The sequence below is a fragment of the Microbacterium sp. MDV22-iso44 genome (assembly GCF_058629135.1).
On record NZ_JBZVWS010000001.1, the window covers coordinates 1,303,513 to 1,319,469 of the forward strand.

Genomic DNA, 15,957 nt, shown 5'->3' on the forward strand with positions numbered 1-15,957 from the left:
CGCGCGTCAGGCGCGATCGATGTCGTCGTCGAGTTCCGCCGCCATCTGACGATACGGCTCGCTCTCTTCGCTCTCGAGCCAGCTCTTCGCATACTCGATGAGCACGGCGGGCGAATCCTCTGCCTCTGCCGCGGTGGCGAACGGGCCCAGGCAGTCCTCGGAGGGGCGCTGATCATCGCGCACCACGGACTGGGTGGAGAGGTTGTACCAGTAGGTCTGCGAGGTGGTCATCGTCGCGACACTCCGTTCGTCATCCTGATCCTAATCATCGTGAACACAGGCGACGGGCCGCGATGCGGATCATGAGATCGCATCGCGGCCCGTGAGCGTGTCGAGGGATCAACCGCCGGCGAGCTCGGCGTCCGTGTCGCGGATGCGGTCCGCCATGCGGTCGAGCGCCTGAGCCATGTCGTTGACGGCCTCAGCGGCATCGTCGAGCGACGTCGTGAGCTCCGAGTATGCGGTCGAGTAGGCCTCGGACGCGTTCTCGGTCTTGAAGCCGTCCTGCACCAGGTCATCGATGATGCCCTGGAGTTCCTTCAGCGTGTCGGTGACGGTCTGACGACCGTCGCGCAGGCGCTGCGCCGCGCTCTCCATCTCGCTGTATGTTGCACCAAAATCGTGAGCCATGAACCCGCCTCCCAGCGTTTCGTCGTGGTGCGGAGAACCCGTTTCCTCCCCCGCGTGAACGATGCTAGCGAAGAGGTCTCTCCCACCCCATGGGGAGAAGTCCCCTCTTGACAATCCTTCGTCGGACCAGTTGCTCGCCGACGCGAAGGGCTGATCGACCGCGCAATTCCGAGCGTGCGCTCAGTGCCCGATGGGGCCTTGCAGGTCGACCATCATCTCGATCGCCGAGAGCGTGGGGCGTTTCCGCAAAGTGTCGACCGTGCCCGGCCCACCCAAGGACGGCAGCGGGATGAAGATGAACGACTCGTCGGCCTCGAGGCGCTCCGCACCGTCGAGCCCCAGAAGCGTCAGGAACGACGCCGGCTTCCCCAGACCCGTGCCGCGTTGCTCCCGGAAAAGAAGCGCCACCAGGCCCCCGAGGCTAGGTTCCCAGGTGACGAGGTCCCCTAGCCCGGTCACCATGACGGGGATCGCGATCCCGTCACCCTGTGTCTTACCGATGCGGTCGCCGAGCTCCGCCTCGTACACGCCGGGGTTGATGACGCGGATGAAGCCTTCCCCGAACGTGCCGTAACCGTACTGCTCCCAGATCTCGACGATCTCTGCGGGAACCCGGTCACGGTACGTAGCGATCACCTCCGGCTCCACCGGAGCATGCGGGACGAAATCTGCGACCTGAACCGCGGTTTCTAACCTCGGGACCACCCCAGAAGTGGCCGGTCAGTGCCCGATGGGCCCCTGCAGGTCAACCATGACCTGGATAGCCGACAGCGTCTGACGCTTCTGCAGGGTGTCGACCGTGCCCGGTCCACCCAAGGAAGGAAGGGGGACGAAGATGAACGACTCATCGTATGCGGGCGCCCCCTGCTGCTTGACCGCCTCGGGGAAGACATCCCACCCGAACTTCTCCGACAAGTAGTCCGAGCCGTCCAGCTTCAACAGACCGAGGAAAGTAGCGGCTTTGCCCATCCCCGTTCCGCGGTTGCTCCTGAACATGAGTACGACGAGCCCGTTGAGACTCGGCTCCCATGTGATGAGATCTCCCAGCCCGGTCACCATGACGGGGATCGCTATCCCGTCACCCTGTGTCTTACCGATGCGGTCGCCGAGCTCCGCCTGGTACACGCCAGGGTTGATGACGCGGATGAAGCCTTCCCCGAACGTGCCGTAACCGTACTGCTCCCAGATCTCGACGATCTCTGCGGGAACCCGGTCACGGTACGCAGCGATCACTTCCGGCTCCACCAGAGCATGCGGGACGAAATCTGCGATCTCTACCATGGTTTCCAACCTAGGGAAGAACCCAGGTGTGGTCGATCAGTGACCGATGGGCCCTTGGAGATCGACCATGACCTGGATGGCGGAGATCGTCGGCCGCTTCTGCAAAGTGTCGACTGTGCCCGGACCACCCATGGAAGGCAGCGGCACGAAGATGAACGATTCGTCGAAGTCCGGTACGCCCTGCGTCGCAACCGCTTGTGGGAATACACCCCAGTCCAGAACACGGGCGAGGTGACGCGCGCCGCCTGCACGCGTCAAGGTCAGGAAGCTGGACACCTTACCCAAACCCGCGCCTCGATTGCTACGGAACATCAGCGCGATCAGGCCGCCCATACTGGGTTCCCAGGTGATCACATCGCCAAGACCGGTGACCATGACGGGGATCGCGATACCGGAGCCCTGGGTCTTGCCGAGCCGGTCCCCCAGCTCCGCCTCGTAGACGGCGGGATTGATGACGCGGATGAAACCCTCACCGAACGTGCCGTATCCGTACTGTTCCCAGATCTCGACGAGTTCCGGGGGTACCCGATCGCGATACGCGGCGATGACGTCGGGGTCGACAGGCGCGTGCTCGACGAAGTCAGCAATCTCGATCATTCCCACAACCTATCGACGGCGACGATGGTGATTACGTCTCCGATTGAAGCCATCGGACAGTCTCGACACCGGGTTCCCGCCGTCGGCTTCAGTGGCCGATGGGGCCCTGCAGGTCGACCATCACCTGGATAGCCGAGAGCGTCTGGCGCTTCTGAAGAGTGCCGACCGTGCCCGGGCCACCCAAGGATGGCAAGGGAACGAAGATGAACGACTCATCGAAGTCGGGCGCGCCCTGCGCTGCAACCGCTTCGGGGAAGACGCCCCAGTTGAACTCCGAGGCCAAATGGTCCACGCCCAACGCCTCGGTGAGAAGAAGGAATGAATCGACATCCCCCAGGCCGACGCCTCTGTTCTCGCGGAAGATGAGACCCACAAGTCCACCCAGACTGGGCTCCCAGGTGATGAGATCTCCCAGCCCGGTGACCATGACGGGGATCGCCACACCGTCACCCTGGGTCTTGCCGATCCGGTCGCCGAGTTCAGCCTCATAGACCGCGGGATTGATGACGCGGATGAAACCTTGCCCGAACGTGCCGTAGCCGTACTGCTCCCAGACCTCGACCAGCTCTGCGGGAACCCGATCGCGATAGGCAGCCACGACTTCGGGTTCGACAGGTGCATGCTCGACGAAGTCCGCGATCTCGATCATGCCCACAACCTATCGACGATGACGATGGTGGTTTCGTCTCCGACTCGCGCCAGCGGACAGTCTTGACCTCGGGCGCGGCCGACTTCAGTGGCCGATGGGACCCTGCAGATCGACCATTACTTGAATGGCCGAGATGGTGGGGCGTTTCTGCAGAGTGTCGACCGTGCCCGGACCACCCAACGACGGCAGCGGGACGAAGATGAACGACTCGTCGAACGTCACGGCCCCTTGACGGGCAACTGCCTCCGGGTAGGGGTCCCACGCGAATTCTTCCTCCAGGTGCTCCGCCCCGTCGAGGCGAGTCAGGCCGAGGAAGGTCTTGGGCGAACCCAGACCCACCGTCTCGAACTTCCGGAAGAGGATCGCAACGAGTGAATCGACGCTCGGCTCCCAGGTGATGAGATCGCCCAGGGCGGTCACCATGACGGGGATCGCGATGCCGTCGCCCTGGGTTTTCCCAATCCGATCACCGAGCTCAGCCTCGAACACTGAAGGGTTGATCACGCGGATGAACCCCTCGCCGAACGTGCCGTAGCCGTATTGCTCCCAGATCTCGACGATCTCCGAGGGAACTCGGTCGCGATACGCGGCTATGACTTCCTGCGAGACCGGCGAGTGCGCGACGAAATCTTCGATCTGGACCATGGTTTTCAACTTATCTGAAGGTGACATTCATGTAGACATCGGAGAGGTCGACGCCCGGATGGGATTGGATGAACCGGACGACGGCGGCGTCGATGTCACCGACACGAGACCGCCATTGAGACCCCAGCGACGAGTTGATGCGAGCGTCGCCGACACCGGAGATGTCAGTGACGTTGCCCCCCGCGATGCCGTCCAGCCTGTGAGTGGCCGCTTGCGTCGCAAGCCATGATGACGCATTCTCCGCAGCTTCGGATCGACTCTGGCCCTGCTCACGAAGCTCCAAGATCTTCGCCTTGAGCGCAGCCGCGCGAGCGTTCTCCTGCGCCCGCAGCGAGTCGGGCGTGCGGCCGTTCTGCACGTATTCCGTACGATTACGCAGCCAGTCGGACAGCGGCATTTGCTGCAGGGCATCCATCTGCTCGTTGTACTGGCGGTCGTATTCGACCGGGTCGTGCTTCTTGTTCCGCTTGAAGGGCCGCAGCGTGACATCGAACGTGTCGATCTCCTCGACACCGTCGCGGTTGCGTCGCTGTTTGCCGCGCAAACCTCGCACCATCTCGCCGAGCTGCCGGCCGTGGACCGGGATGTCGTCCAGCGCACGCAGCATCGGCTTGATGAGTTCGTCCCCGACTCGAGCCATGTGTCAGTCCCCCGTGATGTTCAGTCCGGCGAGGTCGGCCATGAGCCGGTCCATCAACGATTCGATGTCGGCCGCGCGCAGATCGAGCTCCTCCTCGGACTGCTCGAGCGCCTGCAGGTCGGCGTAGAACTCATCCGGGTTGCCGGCCACGGCCTCGACGACGGGAGCGTTCAGCGCGGCCATGACGACGGCGGGCAATTCATCGGCGAGCGGCTCGATGACCGTTGGCAGGATCTGGTTCAGCGCCTGCTCGATCGCGATGTCGACCGCGGCGTTGAGAAGCTTCTTCTTGATGATGAGCATGGGGCCGGCACCGACCGCGGTGACGGGGTTCGTGAGCATGCCGACCAGCGCGATCATCGTCGTCGTGACATCGGCGATGACTTTGATCTTGAGCCCCAGGACCACCCCGGCGGCGATGTCCATCCCCGGTGGAACCGGGCCCAGCAGGTCGACGAGCTTCTGCAGATTCTGCGACCGGTTGGTGTTCCACGCCGACACGAACGCAGGCCCCGCCTGGCCCCGCATCGCCGCGGCCAGGTCCCCGTTCACCTTCCGGTCGATGGCCTGCAGGGAGTCCTCGAGGTCGTCCCGGAAGTGCGAGACGATCTGCGCACCGCGTCGCAGTTCGTCCTCGTCGACGTCGGGCCATTCGAATCCGAGCTTCTCCATCACCCAGATCAGTTCGTTCGGCAGCATCATGCCCACAGCGCATCACCTCCCTCTCGAGAGTAGAAAAGACTCGTCGCCACGTACATGGGGAGAAGTCCCCGTTTCGATCGAGGGTTATGCCCCCAGCGTCGCGCCCGCGGCATCCGCTGTCACCGCTTCGCGAGCCGCGGCACGCGTCGTCGGCACGCTGACGACCGGTTCCGCGGCAGGCGCGACGTCGGCGACGAGCGGCATCTGCACGGTGACGGCGCGACCCGCCTGCACGAAGATGCCGCGGCCGACGGGGAAGTCCGACCGCTTGACACGACCGAACGGCGTCTTGAAGATCGCCTCGCCGTCGTACGTGTCGGGCTTGAGCACGATGCCTTGCCTGCCGGCCTTCCACTCGCCGAGGACGCCGATGCTGCCGCTCGCGCGGGAGATCTCGGCCTCGCCGATCAGCATGTGCTCGCTGTCGTTCATGGCCTGCAGGAGCGCTCGCATAGGGCGGTCCGCCGGTCCGTCCGACAGGTGAGGCATGTCCTCGATGACGATCAGGATGCGACCCTCCGACAGCTCCCGCGTGACGAGTTCCGTCAGCTCGGTCGCGAGCTCCTTCTCGTCGTCGGGGCGCGTGGCGCTCTTCACCCATGGACGGAAGTCCTTGAGCTCGGACCTGCGGCTGCCGAAGTGGTACATCTGCACGCCCGGGTCGAAGCGCTCCATCGCCATGACGAGCGACTTGAGGCCGTTGGTGCGACCGGATGCCGGGGGCCCGGAGATCACGAACGAACCGATCGGCTCGAAACCGTGCGCCGACAGCGTGTCGTCCGCGACGCCGAACACCGGCATCCCGTCGACCCGTGCCGGCATGTCGGACGCCGGCACCGCCGTCGGCAGCGCGCCGATCTCGGGCAGATCCCGCACGCCCTCGGCGCGGAGCTTCTCGCCCAGCAAACCGAGCGCCTTCGTCTGCTCCATCGCGTTCGAGGTGCCGCCGAGGACGGCGATCTGCGCTTCGTGGCCGTCGATCACCGCGCGACCGGGGGCGGACTGCTCGTCCAGCACGTCACGCGGCGTGCCCAGCAGCATGTACTGCGAGGGGTCGCCCATGCGCAGCACGACCTTGCGCGGAATGTTCGAGGCGACCGCGCTCGGTACCGCGTTGCCGCGGTCCGCCGTCAGCACCGTGTGGACGCCGAGCGTGCGGCCTTCGCCGAGGATCCGCATGAAGGTGCGGTAGAACGGCCCGCGCCCGGGGGCGACCTCCCAGTCCTTCTTGAACTCGGGGAAGTTGTCGATGAGGAGGATGATGCGCGGGAGGTTCGGATCCGCGATCTCGCGGTATTCCTGCAGCGTCGCCGCGCTCGCGGCCGAGAACGCCGTCGCCCGCCGGTCCATCTCGCTGTCGAGGGTGCGGAACAGACGCTGGATACGCTCCACGTCGGACCCGTCGACGACCGATCCGACGTGCGGCAGCGCCGACAGCGCGCCGAGGGCACCGGTGGCGAAGTCGAGGCAGTACACGTTCACGCGGCCGCGGTCGGGACGCATGCCCGCGGCGGTGCCGATCGTCTTGAGGACGGTCGACTTGCCGGACCCCGACGTGCCGTAGACGACGAGGGAGCCGTCGCGATCGGGGACGAAGGCGGCCGACTCCTGCATCTGCTTCTCGGGGACGTCCATGAGGGCGATCGGGATGCGGGTGTCGCCGTCGTTCTCGAGATCGGCCAGGTCGACGAGCGGAGAGAGGTCGTCGAGCCACGGACGTCGCGGGAGCGGCAGCTCGGCGAGCTCCCGCGCGGCGACGAGCGTCGAGACGATGCGCTTCTGGTCGTTGGGGCCGAGGTCCTCCTCGTGGGAGTCCGACTCGGCGGGGCGATCCGGCTCCCACTCGGGGGCCGCACCGAAACGCAGCTCGGCCACGCGCACCTCGGCGACCGTCGTCTCCTCCTGGCTGGTCCACCCGCCGGTGTACGCGGACTGGAAGGGGACGAGCCGGCCGGGACCGGTCTTCGCGATCGCACGACCGGGGACGGATGCCGGGAAGCTCGCCGCGACGTCGTCGTCGACCACGTCGCGCGAGTCGGCCTCATCCGCCATTCGGAGCGCGATGCGCAGGTTCGTGTTGGCGCGGAGGTTGTCCTTGATGACGCCGGCGGGACGCTGGGTCGCCATGATGAGGTGGATACCGAGGGAGCGGCCGCGCTGGGCGATGTCGACCACGCCGTCCACGAACTCCGGCATCTCCGATGCGAGCGCGGCGAACTCGTCGATCACCAGGACGAGCGAGGGCGGGCATTCGGGGTCCTGGCGCTTCTCGAGTTCGAGGAGGTCCTTGGCCTTCTTGCGGTTCAGCAGGTGCTCGCGGTGCTGCAGTTCGGCCCGGAGGCTGGTGAGCGCGCGTCGCACGAGGTGAGGGTTGAGGTCGGTCACGAGGCCGACGCAGTGCGGCAGGTCGACGCAGTCCGCGAATGCGGACCCGCCCTTGTAGTCGACGAAGAGGAACGTGACGCGGTCGGGGCTGTGCGCCGCCGCCATACCGAGCACCCACGCCTGCAGGAACTCGGACTTGCCCGAGCCGGTCGTACCACCGACGAGGGCGTGCGGGCCCTGCGTCCGGAGGTCGAGCGCCATCGCGTCGCTCGGGCCCTGGCCGATGATGGCGCGGAGCGTGCCCGCCTTCTTGAGCCGTGGCCGCGGCGTGGGCGTGCGGTCGAGGATCGTGTTGTTCTGCCGCCAGCGCTCGATGGCGGCGTTCGGGTTCTCGGCGATGGCCGGGTCGATGAGCTGGAGGAACATGACCGCGTTCGGGATGTCGGATGCGTCGTGCACCACGGTGCTCGCATCGACGACCGGAGCCAGCCGCCGCGCGAACATCTCCATGTACGCGTTGGAGACGCCCTCCACGGCGACGTGCTCGAAGCTCTCGCCGTTGCGCACGAGACCGACCCGAGCGTCACCGAGATCCGACGTCAGTTCGATGAAGCTGCGGCAGACGGCGGGAAGGGATTCCACGGTCTCCGAGATGAAGATGGCGTGGACCCCGTGGTCGGCGCCCCTCTCGAGCACATCCGTCAGCCGACCGCGGTCGACCGGTGCATCCCCGGTGACGAACACGATGACGGACACGGGAGGTGTCTTGGTTCGATCCTCAGCGGCGCGAGCCACATCGGTGCCGTAGAGGAGCGGGTTCCAGTCGTCCTTGAAAGGTCCGCGGGGCGCTCCGGTGCCACCGCCTGCGGCGCGCCGCACGTACTCCTCGAGCGAGTTGAGAAGGGCCGCGCCGCTCGGGGCGGAATCGGCGAGCGCCGCACCGCGGAACGGGCTCCGCTCGGCGGATGTGTGCGGCAGCCATTTGAGCCATTCGAGCTCGGGGGTCCAGGAGGAATCCGAGAACGCCACCGTGACGACGTCGTTCGGGGCGTGCAGCCCGAAGACCTGCACGGCGACGCCGCGCATGACGTCGGCGACGAGGGCGCGCGGGCCGGCGATGCCGATGGATCCGGCAGTGGGGAAGGTCTCGAAGACGGGGACGTTGTCGACCGTCGCGTAGCGCAGCCGCAGCCGATCGACACGGTCGATGTACTCGGGGAGTCCGTCGGGGGTCTCGGCGTCGTCGATCCCGTTGCGAGCCGGAAGCGAGCAGGTGCCGAGACGCAGCGCGAGGAAGTTCCAGTGCTCGGGACGCCTGGTCCACAGGAGCGGACCGAGGCGCATGGCCTCTTCGAAGACGTCGGCCACGGCCGGCACCTCCGCGTCGCGCGCTGCTTCCTCCTCAGGCTTGCCGCGGAAGAGATCCTCTTCGAGCTGCTCGAATTGACGCTCGAACAGCAGCCGCTCGTGGTCCTCGCTCTTGCGGCTCTGCACCGACTGGTTGATCAGGTTGCCGAACGCCATGAGCGGGGTCATGACGATCAACAGCAGGGAGCGGGGGTTGCCGTTGAGCGCGAAGAGGGCAGCACCCATGAGGATCGGCGCGACCATGATCGGCCACGGGAAGATCTTGCCGATCTTCTCGGTGGGCAGGCGCGGGGGCTTGAAACGGGTCCCCGGGTACCGCACCTCGACGCGAGGGCTGCGGTTGAAGAGCAGGCCTCCGCCGCGCTCGATGACCGGATCCTCGGTCGCCGCCCCGTCCCACGAACGGGTCAGGTACACCGCGAGGGTCGTGTTGCCGATGACGAACGGACGACCGTCCTCGACGCGGACGCGCTGCACCTCGACGCCTTCGACGAGCACACCGTTGGCGGAGTTCAGGTCGACGACCTCGGCGTACGTCCCGACCTCGAGACGGGCATGCCGCTTGGAGACCAGCGGGTCGGCCAGCACGACGTCATTGCTCGGGTCGCGGCCGATGGACACGTGACCCGCTGACAGCGCGAACTCCTGCCCGGCGAGCGGACCCGCGAGAGCTCGGAGGATGCCGACCGTCTCGCCGCGACCGGCCTTGATGTACCCCGCCCCGTAGTTGACGATGGATGCCGCGAATCCCGACCCGATGGGCGCTTCACCGATCGGCAGGTCGTGCGGCAGCTCCACGGCGCGCGAGGCCGTGGGCGGCGCCACCGACAGAGTGAGGACGTCGTCCTCTGCGAAGGTCGTGGTCCGCATCGGATCGGATGCCGCGATGTAGCGGGCGACGTCGCCGACCGTCGCGGTCGAGTCCGCCGTCACGACGATATCGACGGGGTCGTTGCCCTGCCGGTGCAGGGTGAGCTTCAGCCGCATGAGTCTTCTCCGAAGGGATGGGGTCGCGTTCGTTCGACGGGGGCGGGCAAGACGATCACAACACGACGATCTCAGCGAGGCGGTCGCCGAGACGGACGGTGTCTCCGACGGCGGCAGGCAGGGCGACACCGGGGACCGCCGGCGTCTCCGCACCCGCATGGATGACGGCGCTGCCGTTGGTCGACCCGCGGTCGATGAGCTCGAGGCCGCCTCGCGTCGGGACGAGCAGTGCGTGGGTCTTCGACAGCGACCGGCTCTCGTCGGTCAGCCGGGTCGGTTCGGCCCCGGGGGTGGACGCGGGGTCGGGATCGCGTCCGATGAGGAGCGCCGCCGACAGGACGACGGTCTCCCCCGTGTCGAAGCGAAGGCCGATCCGGGACGCGGGCGCAGGCGAAGGTTCCGGCTGCGACGGCGATACGGGCGCAGGCGCGACAGCCGGAGCCGGGGCTTCGGCGGGGGCGGACGTCGGCACGGCGACAGCCGCCTCGGGACCACCGACCGGTTCCGCGGGTACGAAGGTCCCGCGATCCGGCAACGGGGTGCGTCGCGATTCGTCGACACCGGGGGCGGCGTCGATGACCGGGGCCGATCCTGCCGCAGGCGCAGGCGCGGCATCCTTCCCCGCATCGGGGGTGCCGTCCTTCGACCGAACGACGCCGAGGACACCGGCGCTGATGCGGTTGCCCGGCCGGTACTCGGGAGTGGTGCCGGGACGCGTCGAGGTGGCCAACGAGGGGCGCTCGGCGCGCTCGCGCACGGGTTCCGCCTTCACCGCCTTCCGGGCGATCCGCATCCGCTTCTCGTCGTACGGGTTCAGCCCGAGCTTGACGTCGACGAGCCACATCCGTGCAGCGCGGTCGTGGAAGCCCCGCCCGCGCTCCGTCGAATCGAAGGTCGGCGAGGCGAGGATGACGGCCGTGCCGATGACCGGGATGATGCCGGCCGCCCCGACGATGAGAGCACGGAGGAGGACAGGACCCGCGCCGGGTCGCTCCAGGGTGCGGACGTTGACGCTGCGAAGTCCCATGAACCCCTTGCCGATCGTCAGTCCGCGGCGCGCCTGCAGGATCCACTGGACGATCGTGAGCGCGAGCGAGAGAGCGACCGAGACGGCCGCCATGACAGCGGCCAGCACGAAGTCGGGATGGTTGACGAGGCCATAGGGCGAGATCGAGCCGGTCGCGAGCTTCATCAGCAGGGGCAGCGCCCCCAGCCACAGGGGAAGCTGCAGCACGACCCAGACGAGCATGTCGATGACGTACGCCATCGACCGACGGCCGAACGGGGCACGGATGAGCCCCAGGGCCGCGGCGTACGCCGGATCGGGCCGTCCGAGGGCGTCAACGCCGTCGGGTCGGTCCTCGGGCTGATCGATCTCCCAGATCATGCCTGCGAGGAGTCCGGTTCGTCACCCGGCACGAAGTAGCGAGCGGGTGACAGTCCGGTCCGGATCACCGCATCGCCGGCGGCGTCGAGGAACTCGGTCATCGTCGCGACGCTGAGGGTGCCGGCGGGGTCGGCGATGATGACGTTGTCGACCACGGGGAGCAGTGTCGCGGTGCCCTGCGGCCATGCCGCGAAGGTCGTCGTCACGCCGGACTCGAGGACCTGGATCTTCGCGGGAGCGATGTGAACGTCGGGTCGCTGCAACGCGGCCGTCTGCACGTCGTATGCGCGCACCGAGAACAGGCGCAGCACCCGCTCGAAACGCAACTCCAGCTCGGGCAGACGCTCGCGCCACGGGAACGGCGCCCAACCGTCGTCGGTCAGGACGATGGGGTGCGCGCTGACGAGCGGCTGCTCCGCTTCGTACAACTGCTCGGCGACGTCGAGAACGCGCCCGATCGCGGTGTCGTCGTCCGCGCCCACGATGATGACGCGATCCCGCGCATAGGGGAACGCCACCGGCGCCCCGGACAGACCCGCACCCGCGAGTCGCGAGGGGTCGAGAAGCATGGCGGCGGCGAGCGCCTCCTCGGTGATGACGAGTGAGCTCGCTCCCTCGACGGGGCTGTCGACCGCAGCGGAGATCGCCGAACGCACGGCATCGCGGAAGTCCGCATCCGCCCCGTCGGTCTCACCCTGGGTGACGGGGGCGTTGCCGTCGCGGTGATCGAGCCCGACGAACACCTCGCCGCCGACGTACTCCACGCGGGGGTGGGCGGCGCCGGGAGCGGTCTGCGACAGCACGCCGAGCTCGCTCGCACCGTAGATCCGAAGGGTCACATCGGTGGCGATTCCGTCGACAGCACTCATTGGTCCAGCCCTCTCATCAGCTTGCTCACAGACTAAATCCTCGGTCGTGCTCGAAAAGTCCGACGACGTCGTGCCACGACCATCGCACGTCGATGTTCTTCACCGGTTTGCCTGCACGCGGCTCGGACACCCACGACGCCGGGACGACGTGGAGCGCGAGCGATGCCGTGCCGGCATCCGCTCTCCCCGCCCAGACGAGCGAGAGCCCCACCTCATGCGAGTACGTCCAGCAATCCACCCGGGTCGCCCCCGCCGTGCGGAGGGCGTCGGCGTATGAGCCGATGCTGTCGCTTCGCCGCTCCACGAGCTCGAGCAGGCGCCAGTTGCCGGCCCAGTGCATGCCGGCGGCGAGCATCTGCTCGGCGAGGGCATCGATCTCGGCCGTGTCGACGGTACGGACGGATGCCGTCGGGTCGCCGGACCACGCGAGCGGCAGGATCTTCGCTCGTCCGCGGACGAGGACCGGCGTGGACGGGGTCGCCCACCCGTCGACATCCGCGCGGAAGACCGCGGCCGGAAGCCCGTCGGGCGCCTGCAGTGCGGTTCTCCCCTCGTAAGGGAGAACCGCGCCGCCGACGGCGGACGCCGGCCCGAAAGCTTCGGACCGGCCCCGCCAGAGGTCGGTGTCATCACGCATGAGGGTGTCCGCCTACAGCTCGAAATGACGCGGGGTACCCGGCCAATAGGACGGGTCGAACCCGCCGTTGTTGAGGCCGGTGGCCGTCTCCGGGATATCGATCACGGCTTCGGGGATACCGCTGGGCAGGTAGCCCCCAGGAATCCACTTTTCGAGATCCGTTCCACCCTCGTTGCCCGTGGGGACCGTTAGTCCGTCGAGTTCGTGCGGCGCGAAGTCGCGAAGCTCCACTTCCGCACCGACGAAGAAGTCCTTCGGCAATCCCAGCGCGTCGCTCAGCTTGACGGGGTCGCCATCGGCCGCGCGGATGACGTCGCCCAGCTTGTCGGTCGGGAACACGTAGGTCGTGTTCCTGCCGTCCGGCCCGGAGTTGTTACCCGGCCCATAGCCGTCGAGGCTGGGCTTCTTGTAGATGCGGGTCGCACCGTCGGAGAACTGATCGAGATGCTGACGGATGTACTCCGCGTCGAGGTACTCGGACGGATGCGGTCGCTGCCCCTGAGGCACTTTGACGACGTCGCTCGGCGTCCAGTCGCCCTTCCACCCGTTCCGGAGGGCCTCCGGGACATCGGTGGCATCGAGATCGGTCACGCGAGCGGTGTTGTCCCCCTGCCTCTGACCGTGCTTGCGGAACATCTCGGCGAGCTGCCGAACGTGAACGGGAACCCCGTCCAGCGAGTTCTTGAGCGGCCGGATGACTTCTCCGATTCCCATGTATCCCCCCTGCTGAAGATGCTAACCACGCCCGTTGGAGAGCACATAGGTCTTGCGTATCAACCGGCTGCCCGTCTAGAAGGGCCCGCTCCATCCGACATCGACCTCCGGCACCCGCCGTGCGGGCCGCGCGTCGGAGACCCAGCCCAGCGGAACGACGTGCAGGGCGGCAGCCGACACGGGCTCGGGAACGGGGGCACCGTGCACGACGAGGACGAGAGCCTTGCCCTCCGTCGCCCACCACCCGGCGAACCGCGCTCCCTGACGTCGGAGCTCTCGGAGGTAGGGGTTGGCGGGAGGAGCTTTCTCGAGGTCCGCGACGATCCCGAAACCGTAGCGGAACTCGCATGCCGATCGGATGCTCGAACGCAGGTCCTCGGAGCGGCGTCGCAGGGCGCTGCCAGGGGCACTGGCCGCGGGCGGCTGCCACGACAGCGGGATGATCCATGCTTCCCCTCGACGGATCACGGGCACTCCCGGGAGCAGTTCCCCCTCCTCGAGCTCCGCTCCAGGACGAACGAGAAGCTCCTCGGCGGCGCCGACGATGCGCTCGCCCGTCATCAGGACGCCGTCACCGTCAACCGCCACGCCGGCGGCCACGCGCGGGTGTCCGGTGATCCACCCGCTTCCTCCCAACGGGGCGGCGGTCACCCGGCGATCTCCGCCCGCGACCAGCGAAGATCGATCGGCGCGCGCCCTGTCGGCGTCCCGCTCCGGCCCGAGACCCACCTCGCCGGGACCAGATGGACGGCGAGCGCCAGGTCACCGGCATCCTCGTCGCCCGAACGCACGACCACGACACCTGTCTCGTTCAGCGTCCACCACTGGGCGGTTCGCGTATTCGCGTCACGAAGGGATGCCGCGTACTCCGCGACCGGGCCGTCGCCCCGCTGGTCGAGCGGGAAGGCGATCGGCCGTCCCGCCGCATACTCGAGCGCGCCGGCGAGGTCGGACGCCAGGTCGTCGACGCGCCGCTGCTCCTCGCGGGCGTCGAGGCCCGACTGCCGTGGGGATGCCCCCTGCACGAACACCGGGAGGATCTTCGCCGCGTCGCGCTCGATGACCGGCACGAGCGACGGCGTCGGCTCGAAGGCGGTGAGAGCGGTCACGGTGCCCAGGACCGTCGACGCGGAAGCGGGGAGACTCCACCGGCCGGGAACGGCGAGAGGTTCACCGGCGGCGATCGCGGCCCGCACGTACTCCTCCGCGGCATCGATCGCGTCCAGATCGAAGCGGCTCACATCGGACGGAGCGGATGCCGCGATCAGCGCCGACCACGCACCGAACTCGGGGACGTCGATACGCTCCTGCTCACTCACGGTGATCTCCGCGAACACATCCGCGTCGATCGGCGATGACCGCTCGATGCGCGCGACCCCGTCGGCGTACCCGTGCTGATCGACCGTCAGGAGCTGCGAGTACGGGACTCGACGCTTCGGGTCCCCTTCGGGGTAGAAGAGGTCGAGCGCGCGTCGCCGGAGAAGGCGGCCGGCCGTCGCCTCCCACACGACCTCGCGGATGGGGGTCTTGTAGGACGAGTAGAAGGTGACCGTGAACCGCTGCTGCCCCGGCAGGATGTCGAGGTACCAGGTCGGCGGGGAGCCGGCATCCGTCACGGCGAGCCGACGGCCCTGGTCGTACTCCTCCCGTGCGTCCTCGTCGGTGAAGAACGGGGCGTCGCCCAGCGCTTCCAACCGGAAGATCTCGAACCGACGGGGGTAGCGGACGTCGCCGGAGGCGGCCGTAACGCTCACAGCCCGAACGGCGTGTACGTGCCCCACGTCCCGCCGGCGGACGGGTCGCCCTTGACGGCGTCGGGGTGGGTGCTCAGCACCGCCTCGGGGATGCCTTCAGGCAGATAACCACCCGGGATCCACGCCTCGTTCGCGCCCGCCTCGTTTCCGCGCGGCATCCGGAGGTTGCCGTTGACGATCTCGTCGTAGTTGAAGTCCGCGCGGGTAATGTCGACCGCTTTACCGTCGGCGTCGACGAAGAAGTTCTCGCCGAGGCCGAGCATGACGCCGAGCTTCTTCGGGTCGCCGTCCGCCTGCGTGATGATGTTGTCGATCTCGGAGGTCGGGAAGACGAACGTCGTGCCCTGGTTGCCGGGGCCGTAATTGTTCAGGCTCTCGGTCCGGTAGAACCGGGTCGCACCGCCCTCGAAGCGCTGCAGGTGCTGCTGGATGTAGTCCGCGTCGAGGTACTCCGCCGGATAGGGGCGGTTCGGCTTACCCGAACCGACCACGCGGTCCGGGGTGTGCCAGGAATCCTTCTTCCAGCCGTCGCGCAGCGGTTCGGGAACGTTCGTCGCGTCGAGGTCGTCGACCCGACTGGTGTTGCGGTTCTGCTTCTGCCCGTGCTTGCGGAACATATCCGACAGCTGCCGGACGTGCACCGGCACACCGTCCAGCGAGTCCTTCAGCGGACGGATGACTTCGCCCATCTTCATGATCTGTTCAATCCCGTCGAATCGTTCATCGCCAGTCGTCTGTGCACGGCTGCATCCGGCTCGGAATGCGAGGTCAC

At 67.5% G+C, this 15,957-nt stretch carries 17 protein-coding genes; all 17 read right to left on the minus strand.

Annotation, left to right across the window (positions count from 1 at the left end):
- Positions 1-6 precede the first annotated feature (6 nt).
- On the minus strand, positions 7-231 hold the full coding sequence (locus AC4NN1_RS06395) for a hypothetical protein (protein WP_018188871.1): 225 nt from the start codon (positions 229-231) through the stop codon (positions 7-9).
- 108 nt (positions 232-339) lie between these two features.
- Positions 340-630, minus strand: coding sequence for a WXG100 family type VII secretion target (locus AC4NN1_RS06400; protein ID WP_231370862.1), 291 nt, complete (start codon positions 628-630; stop codon positions 340-342).
- A 180-nt stretch (positions 631-810) separates the two neighbouring features.
- Complete coding sequence (locus tag AC4NN1_RS06405; protein WP_336124561.1) at positions 811-1,335, minus strand: GAD-like domain-containing protein; 525 nt, start codon at positions 1,333-1,335, stop codon at positions 811-813.
- A 15-nt stretch (positions 1,336-1,350) separates the two neighbouring features.
- Positions 1,351-1,911: a GAD-like domain-containing protein gene (locus tag AC4NN1_RS06410; RefSeq protein WP_491954826.1), complete on the minus strand. Its 561-nt coding sequence runs from the start codon at positions 1,909-1,911 to the stop codon at positions 1,351-1,353.
- Positions 1,912-1,947: 36 nt separating this feature from the next.
- Positions 1,948-2,508 (minus strand): GAD-like domain-containing protein, encoded by a 561-nt coding sequence (locus tag AC4NN1_RS06415; RefSeq protein WP_491954827.1) that lies wholly within the window; start codon positions 2,506-2,508, stop codon positions 1,948-1,950.
- Between the two features lie 88 nt (positions 2,509-2,596).
- On the minus strand, positions 2,597-3,157 hold the full coding sequence (locus tag AC4NN1_RS06420) for a GAD-like domain-containing protein (protein ID WP_491954828.1): 561 nt from the start codon (positions 3,155-3,157) through the stop codon (positions 2,597-2,599).
- An 84-nt stretch (positions 3,158-3,241) separates the two neighbouring features.
- Positions 3,242-3,802 (minus strand): GAD-like domain-containing protein, encoded by a 561-nt coding sequence (locus tag AC4NN1_RS06425; protein WP_349308950.1) that lies wholly within the window; start codon positions 3,800-3,802, stop codon positions 3,242-3,244.
- 10 nt (positions 3,803-3,812) lie between these two features.
- A complete protein-coding gene (locus tag AC4NN1_RS06430; protein ID WP_349308951.1) occupies positions 3,813-4,442 on the minus strand; it encodes a polymorphic toxin type 15 domain-containing protein in 630 nt (209 codons plus the stop codon).
- A 3-nt stretch (positions 4,443-4,445) separates the two neighbouring features.
- Entirely contained in the window at positions 4,446-5,144 is a 699-nt protein-coding gene (locus tag AC4NN1_RS06435) for a WXG100 family type VII secretion target (protein ID WP_018188878.1), read from the minus strand.
- Between the two features lie 84 nt (positions 5,145-5,228).
- Entirely contained in the window at positions 5,229-9,824 is a 4,596-nt protein-coding gene (locus AC4NN1_RS06440) for a type VII secretion EssC family protein (protein WP_491954829.1), read from the minus strand.
- 55 nt (positions 9,825-9,879) lie between these two features.
- The gene (locus AC4NN1_RS06445) at positions 9,880-11,211 is read right to left on the minus strand and encodes an RDD family protein (protein ID WP_336124571.1); all 1,332 of its coding nucleotides are present in this window, start codon (positions 11,209-11,211) and stop codon (positions 9,880-9,882) included.
- On the minus strand, positions 11,208-12,080 hold the full coding sequence (locus AC4NN1_RS06450; protein WP_491954830.1) for a hypothetical protein: 873 nt from the start codon (positions 12,078-12,080) through the stop codon (positions 11,208-11,210). Before AC4NN1_RS06450 ends, AC4NN1_RS06445 begins: the two co-directional genes overlap by 4 nt.
- A 25-nt stretch (positions 12,081-12,105) precedes the next feature.
- Positions 12,106-12,717, minus strand: a complete 612-nt coding sequence (locus tag AC4NN1_RS06455) for a hypothetical protein (RefSeq protein WP_018188881.1) — start codon at positions 12,715-12,717, stop codon at positions 12,106-12,108.
- A gap of 12 nt (positions 12,718-12,729) precedes the next feature.
- Positions 12,730-13,431 (minus strand): hypothetical protein, encoded by a 702-nt coding sequence (locus AC4NN1_RS06460; protein WP_018188882.1) that lies wholly within the window; start codon positions 13,429-13,431, stop codon positions 12,730-12,732.
- Between the two features lie 75 nt (positions 13,432-13,506).
- The gene (locus AC4NN1_RS06465; protein WP_491954831.1) at positions 13,507-14,082 is read right to left on the minus strand and encodes a hypothetical protein; all 576 of its coding nucleotides are present in this window, start codon (positions 14,080-14,082) and stop codon (positions 13,507-13,509) included.
- Positions 14,079-15,185: a hypothetical protein gene (locus AC4NN1_RS06470; RefSeq protein WP_491954832.1), complete on the minus strand. Its 1,107-nt coding sequence runs from the start codon at positions 15,183-15,185 to the stop codon at positions 14,079-14,081. Before AC4NN1_RS06470 ends, AC4NN1_RS06465 begins: the two co-directional genes overlap by 4 nt.
- Complete coding sequence (locus AC4NN1_RS06475) at positions 15,182-15,880, minus strand: hypothetical protein (protein ID WP_491954833.1); 699 nt, start codon at positions 15,878-15,880, stop codon at positions 15,182-15,184. Before AC4NN1_RS06475 ends, AC4NN1_RS06470 begins: the two co-directional genes overlap by 4 nt.
- Positions 15,881-15,957: the final 77 nt, after the last annotated feature.

What these genes read in the sequence shown, in the direction of transcription:
- AC4NN1_RS06455 (WP_018188881.1), bottom strand. Translation starts at nt 12,717, where the DNA reads ATGCGTGATGACACCGACCTCTGGCGGGGCCGGTCCGAAGCTTTCGGG.
- AC4NN1_RS06430 (WP_349308951.1), bottom strand. Translation starts at nt 4,442, where the DNA reads ATGGCTCGAGTCGGGGACGAACTCATCAAGCCGATGCTGCGTGCGCTG.
- AC4NN1_RS06410 (WP_491954826.1), bottom strand. Translation starts at nt 1,911, where the DNA reads ATGGTAGAGATCGCAGATTTCGTCCCGCATGCTCTGGTGGAGCCGGAA.
- AC4NN1_RS06435 (WP_018188878.1), bottom strand. Translation starts at nt 5,144, where the DNA reads ATGATGCTGCCGAACGAACTGATCTGGGTGATGGAGAAGCTCGGATTC.
- AC4NN1_RS06445 (WP_336124571.1), bottom strand. Translation starts at nt 11,211, where the DNA reads ATGATCTGGGAGATCGATCAGCCCGAGGACCGACCCGACGGCGTTGAC.
- AC4NN1_RS06395 (WP_018188871.1), bottom strand. Translation starts at nt 231, where the DNA reads ATGACCACCTCGCAGACCTACTGGTACAACCTCTCCACCCAGTCCGTG.
- AC4NN1_RS06420 (WP_491954828.1), bottom strand. Translation starts at nt 3,157, where the DNA reads ATGATCGAGATCGCGGACTTCGTCGAGCATGCACCTGTCGAACCCGAA.
- AC4NN1_RS06440 (WP_491954829.1), bottom strand. Translation starts at nt 9,824, where the DNA reads ATGCGGCTGAAGCTCACCCTGCACCGGCAGGGCAACGACCCCGTCGAT.
- AC4NN1_RS06450 (WP_491954830.1), bottom strand. Translation starts at nt 12,080, where the DNA reads ATGAGTGCTGTCGACGGAATCGCCACCGATGTGACCCTTCGGATCTAC.
- AC4NN1_RS06475 (WP_491954833.1), bottom strand. Translation starts at nt 15,880, where the DNA reads ATGAAGATGGGCGAAGTCATCCGTCCGCTGAAGGACTCGCTGGACGGT.
- AC4NN1_RS06400 (WP_231370862.1), bottom strand. Translation starts at nt 630, where the DNA reads ATGGCTCACGATTTTGGTGCAACATACAGCGAGATGGAGAGCGCGGCG.
- AC4NN1_RS06415 (WP_491954827.1), bottom strand. Translation starts at nt 2,508, where the DNA reads ATGATCGAGATTGCTGACTTCGTCGAGCACGCGCCTGTCGACCCCGAC.
- AC4NN1_RS06460 (WP_018188882.1), bottom strand. Translation starts at nt 13,431, where the DNA reads ATGGGAATCGGAGAAGTCATCCGGCCGCTCAAGAACTCGCTGGACGGG.
- AC4NN1_RS06425 (WP_349308950.1), bottom strand. Translation starts at nt 3,802, where the DNA reads ATGGTCCAGATCGAAGATTTCGTCGCGCACTCGCCGGTCTCGCAGGAA.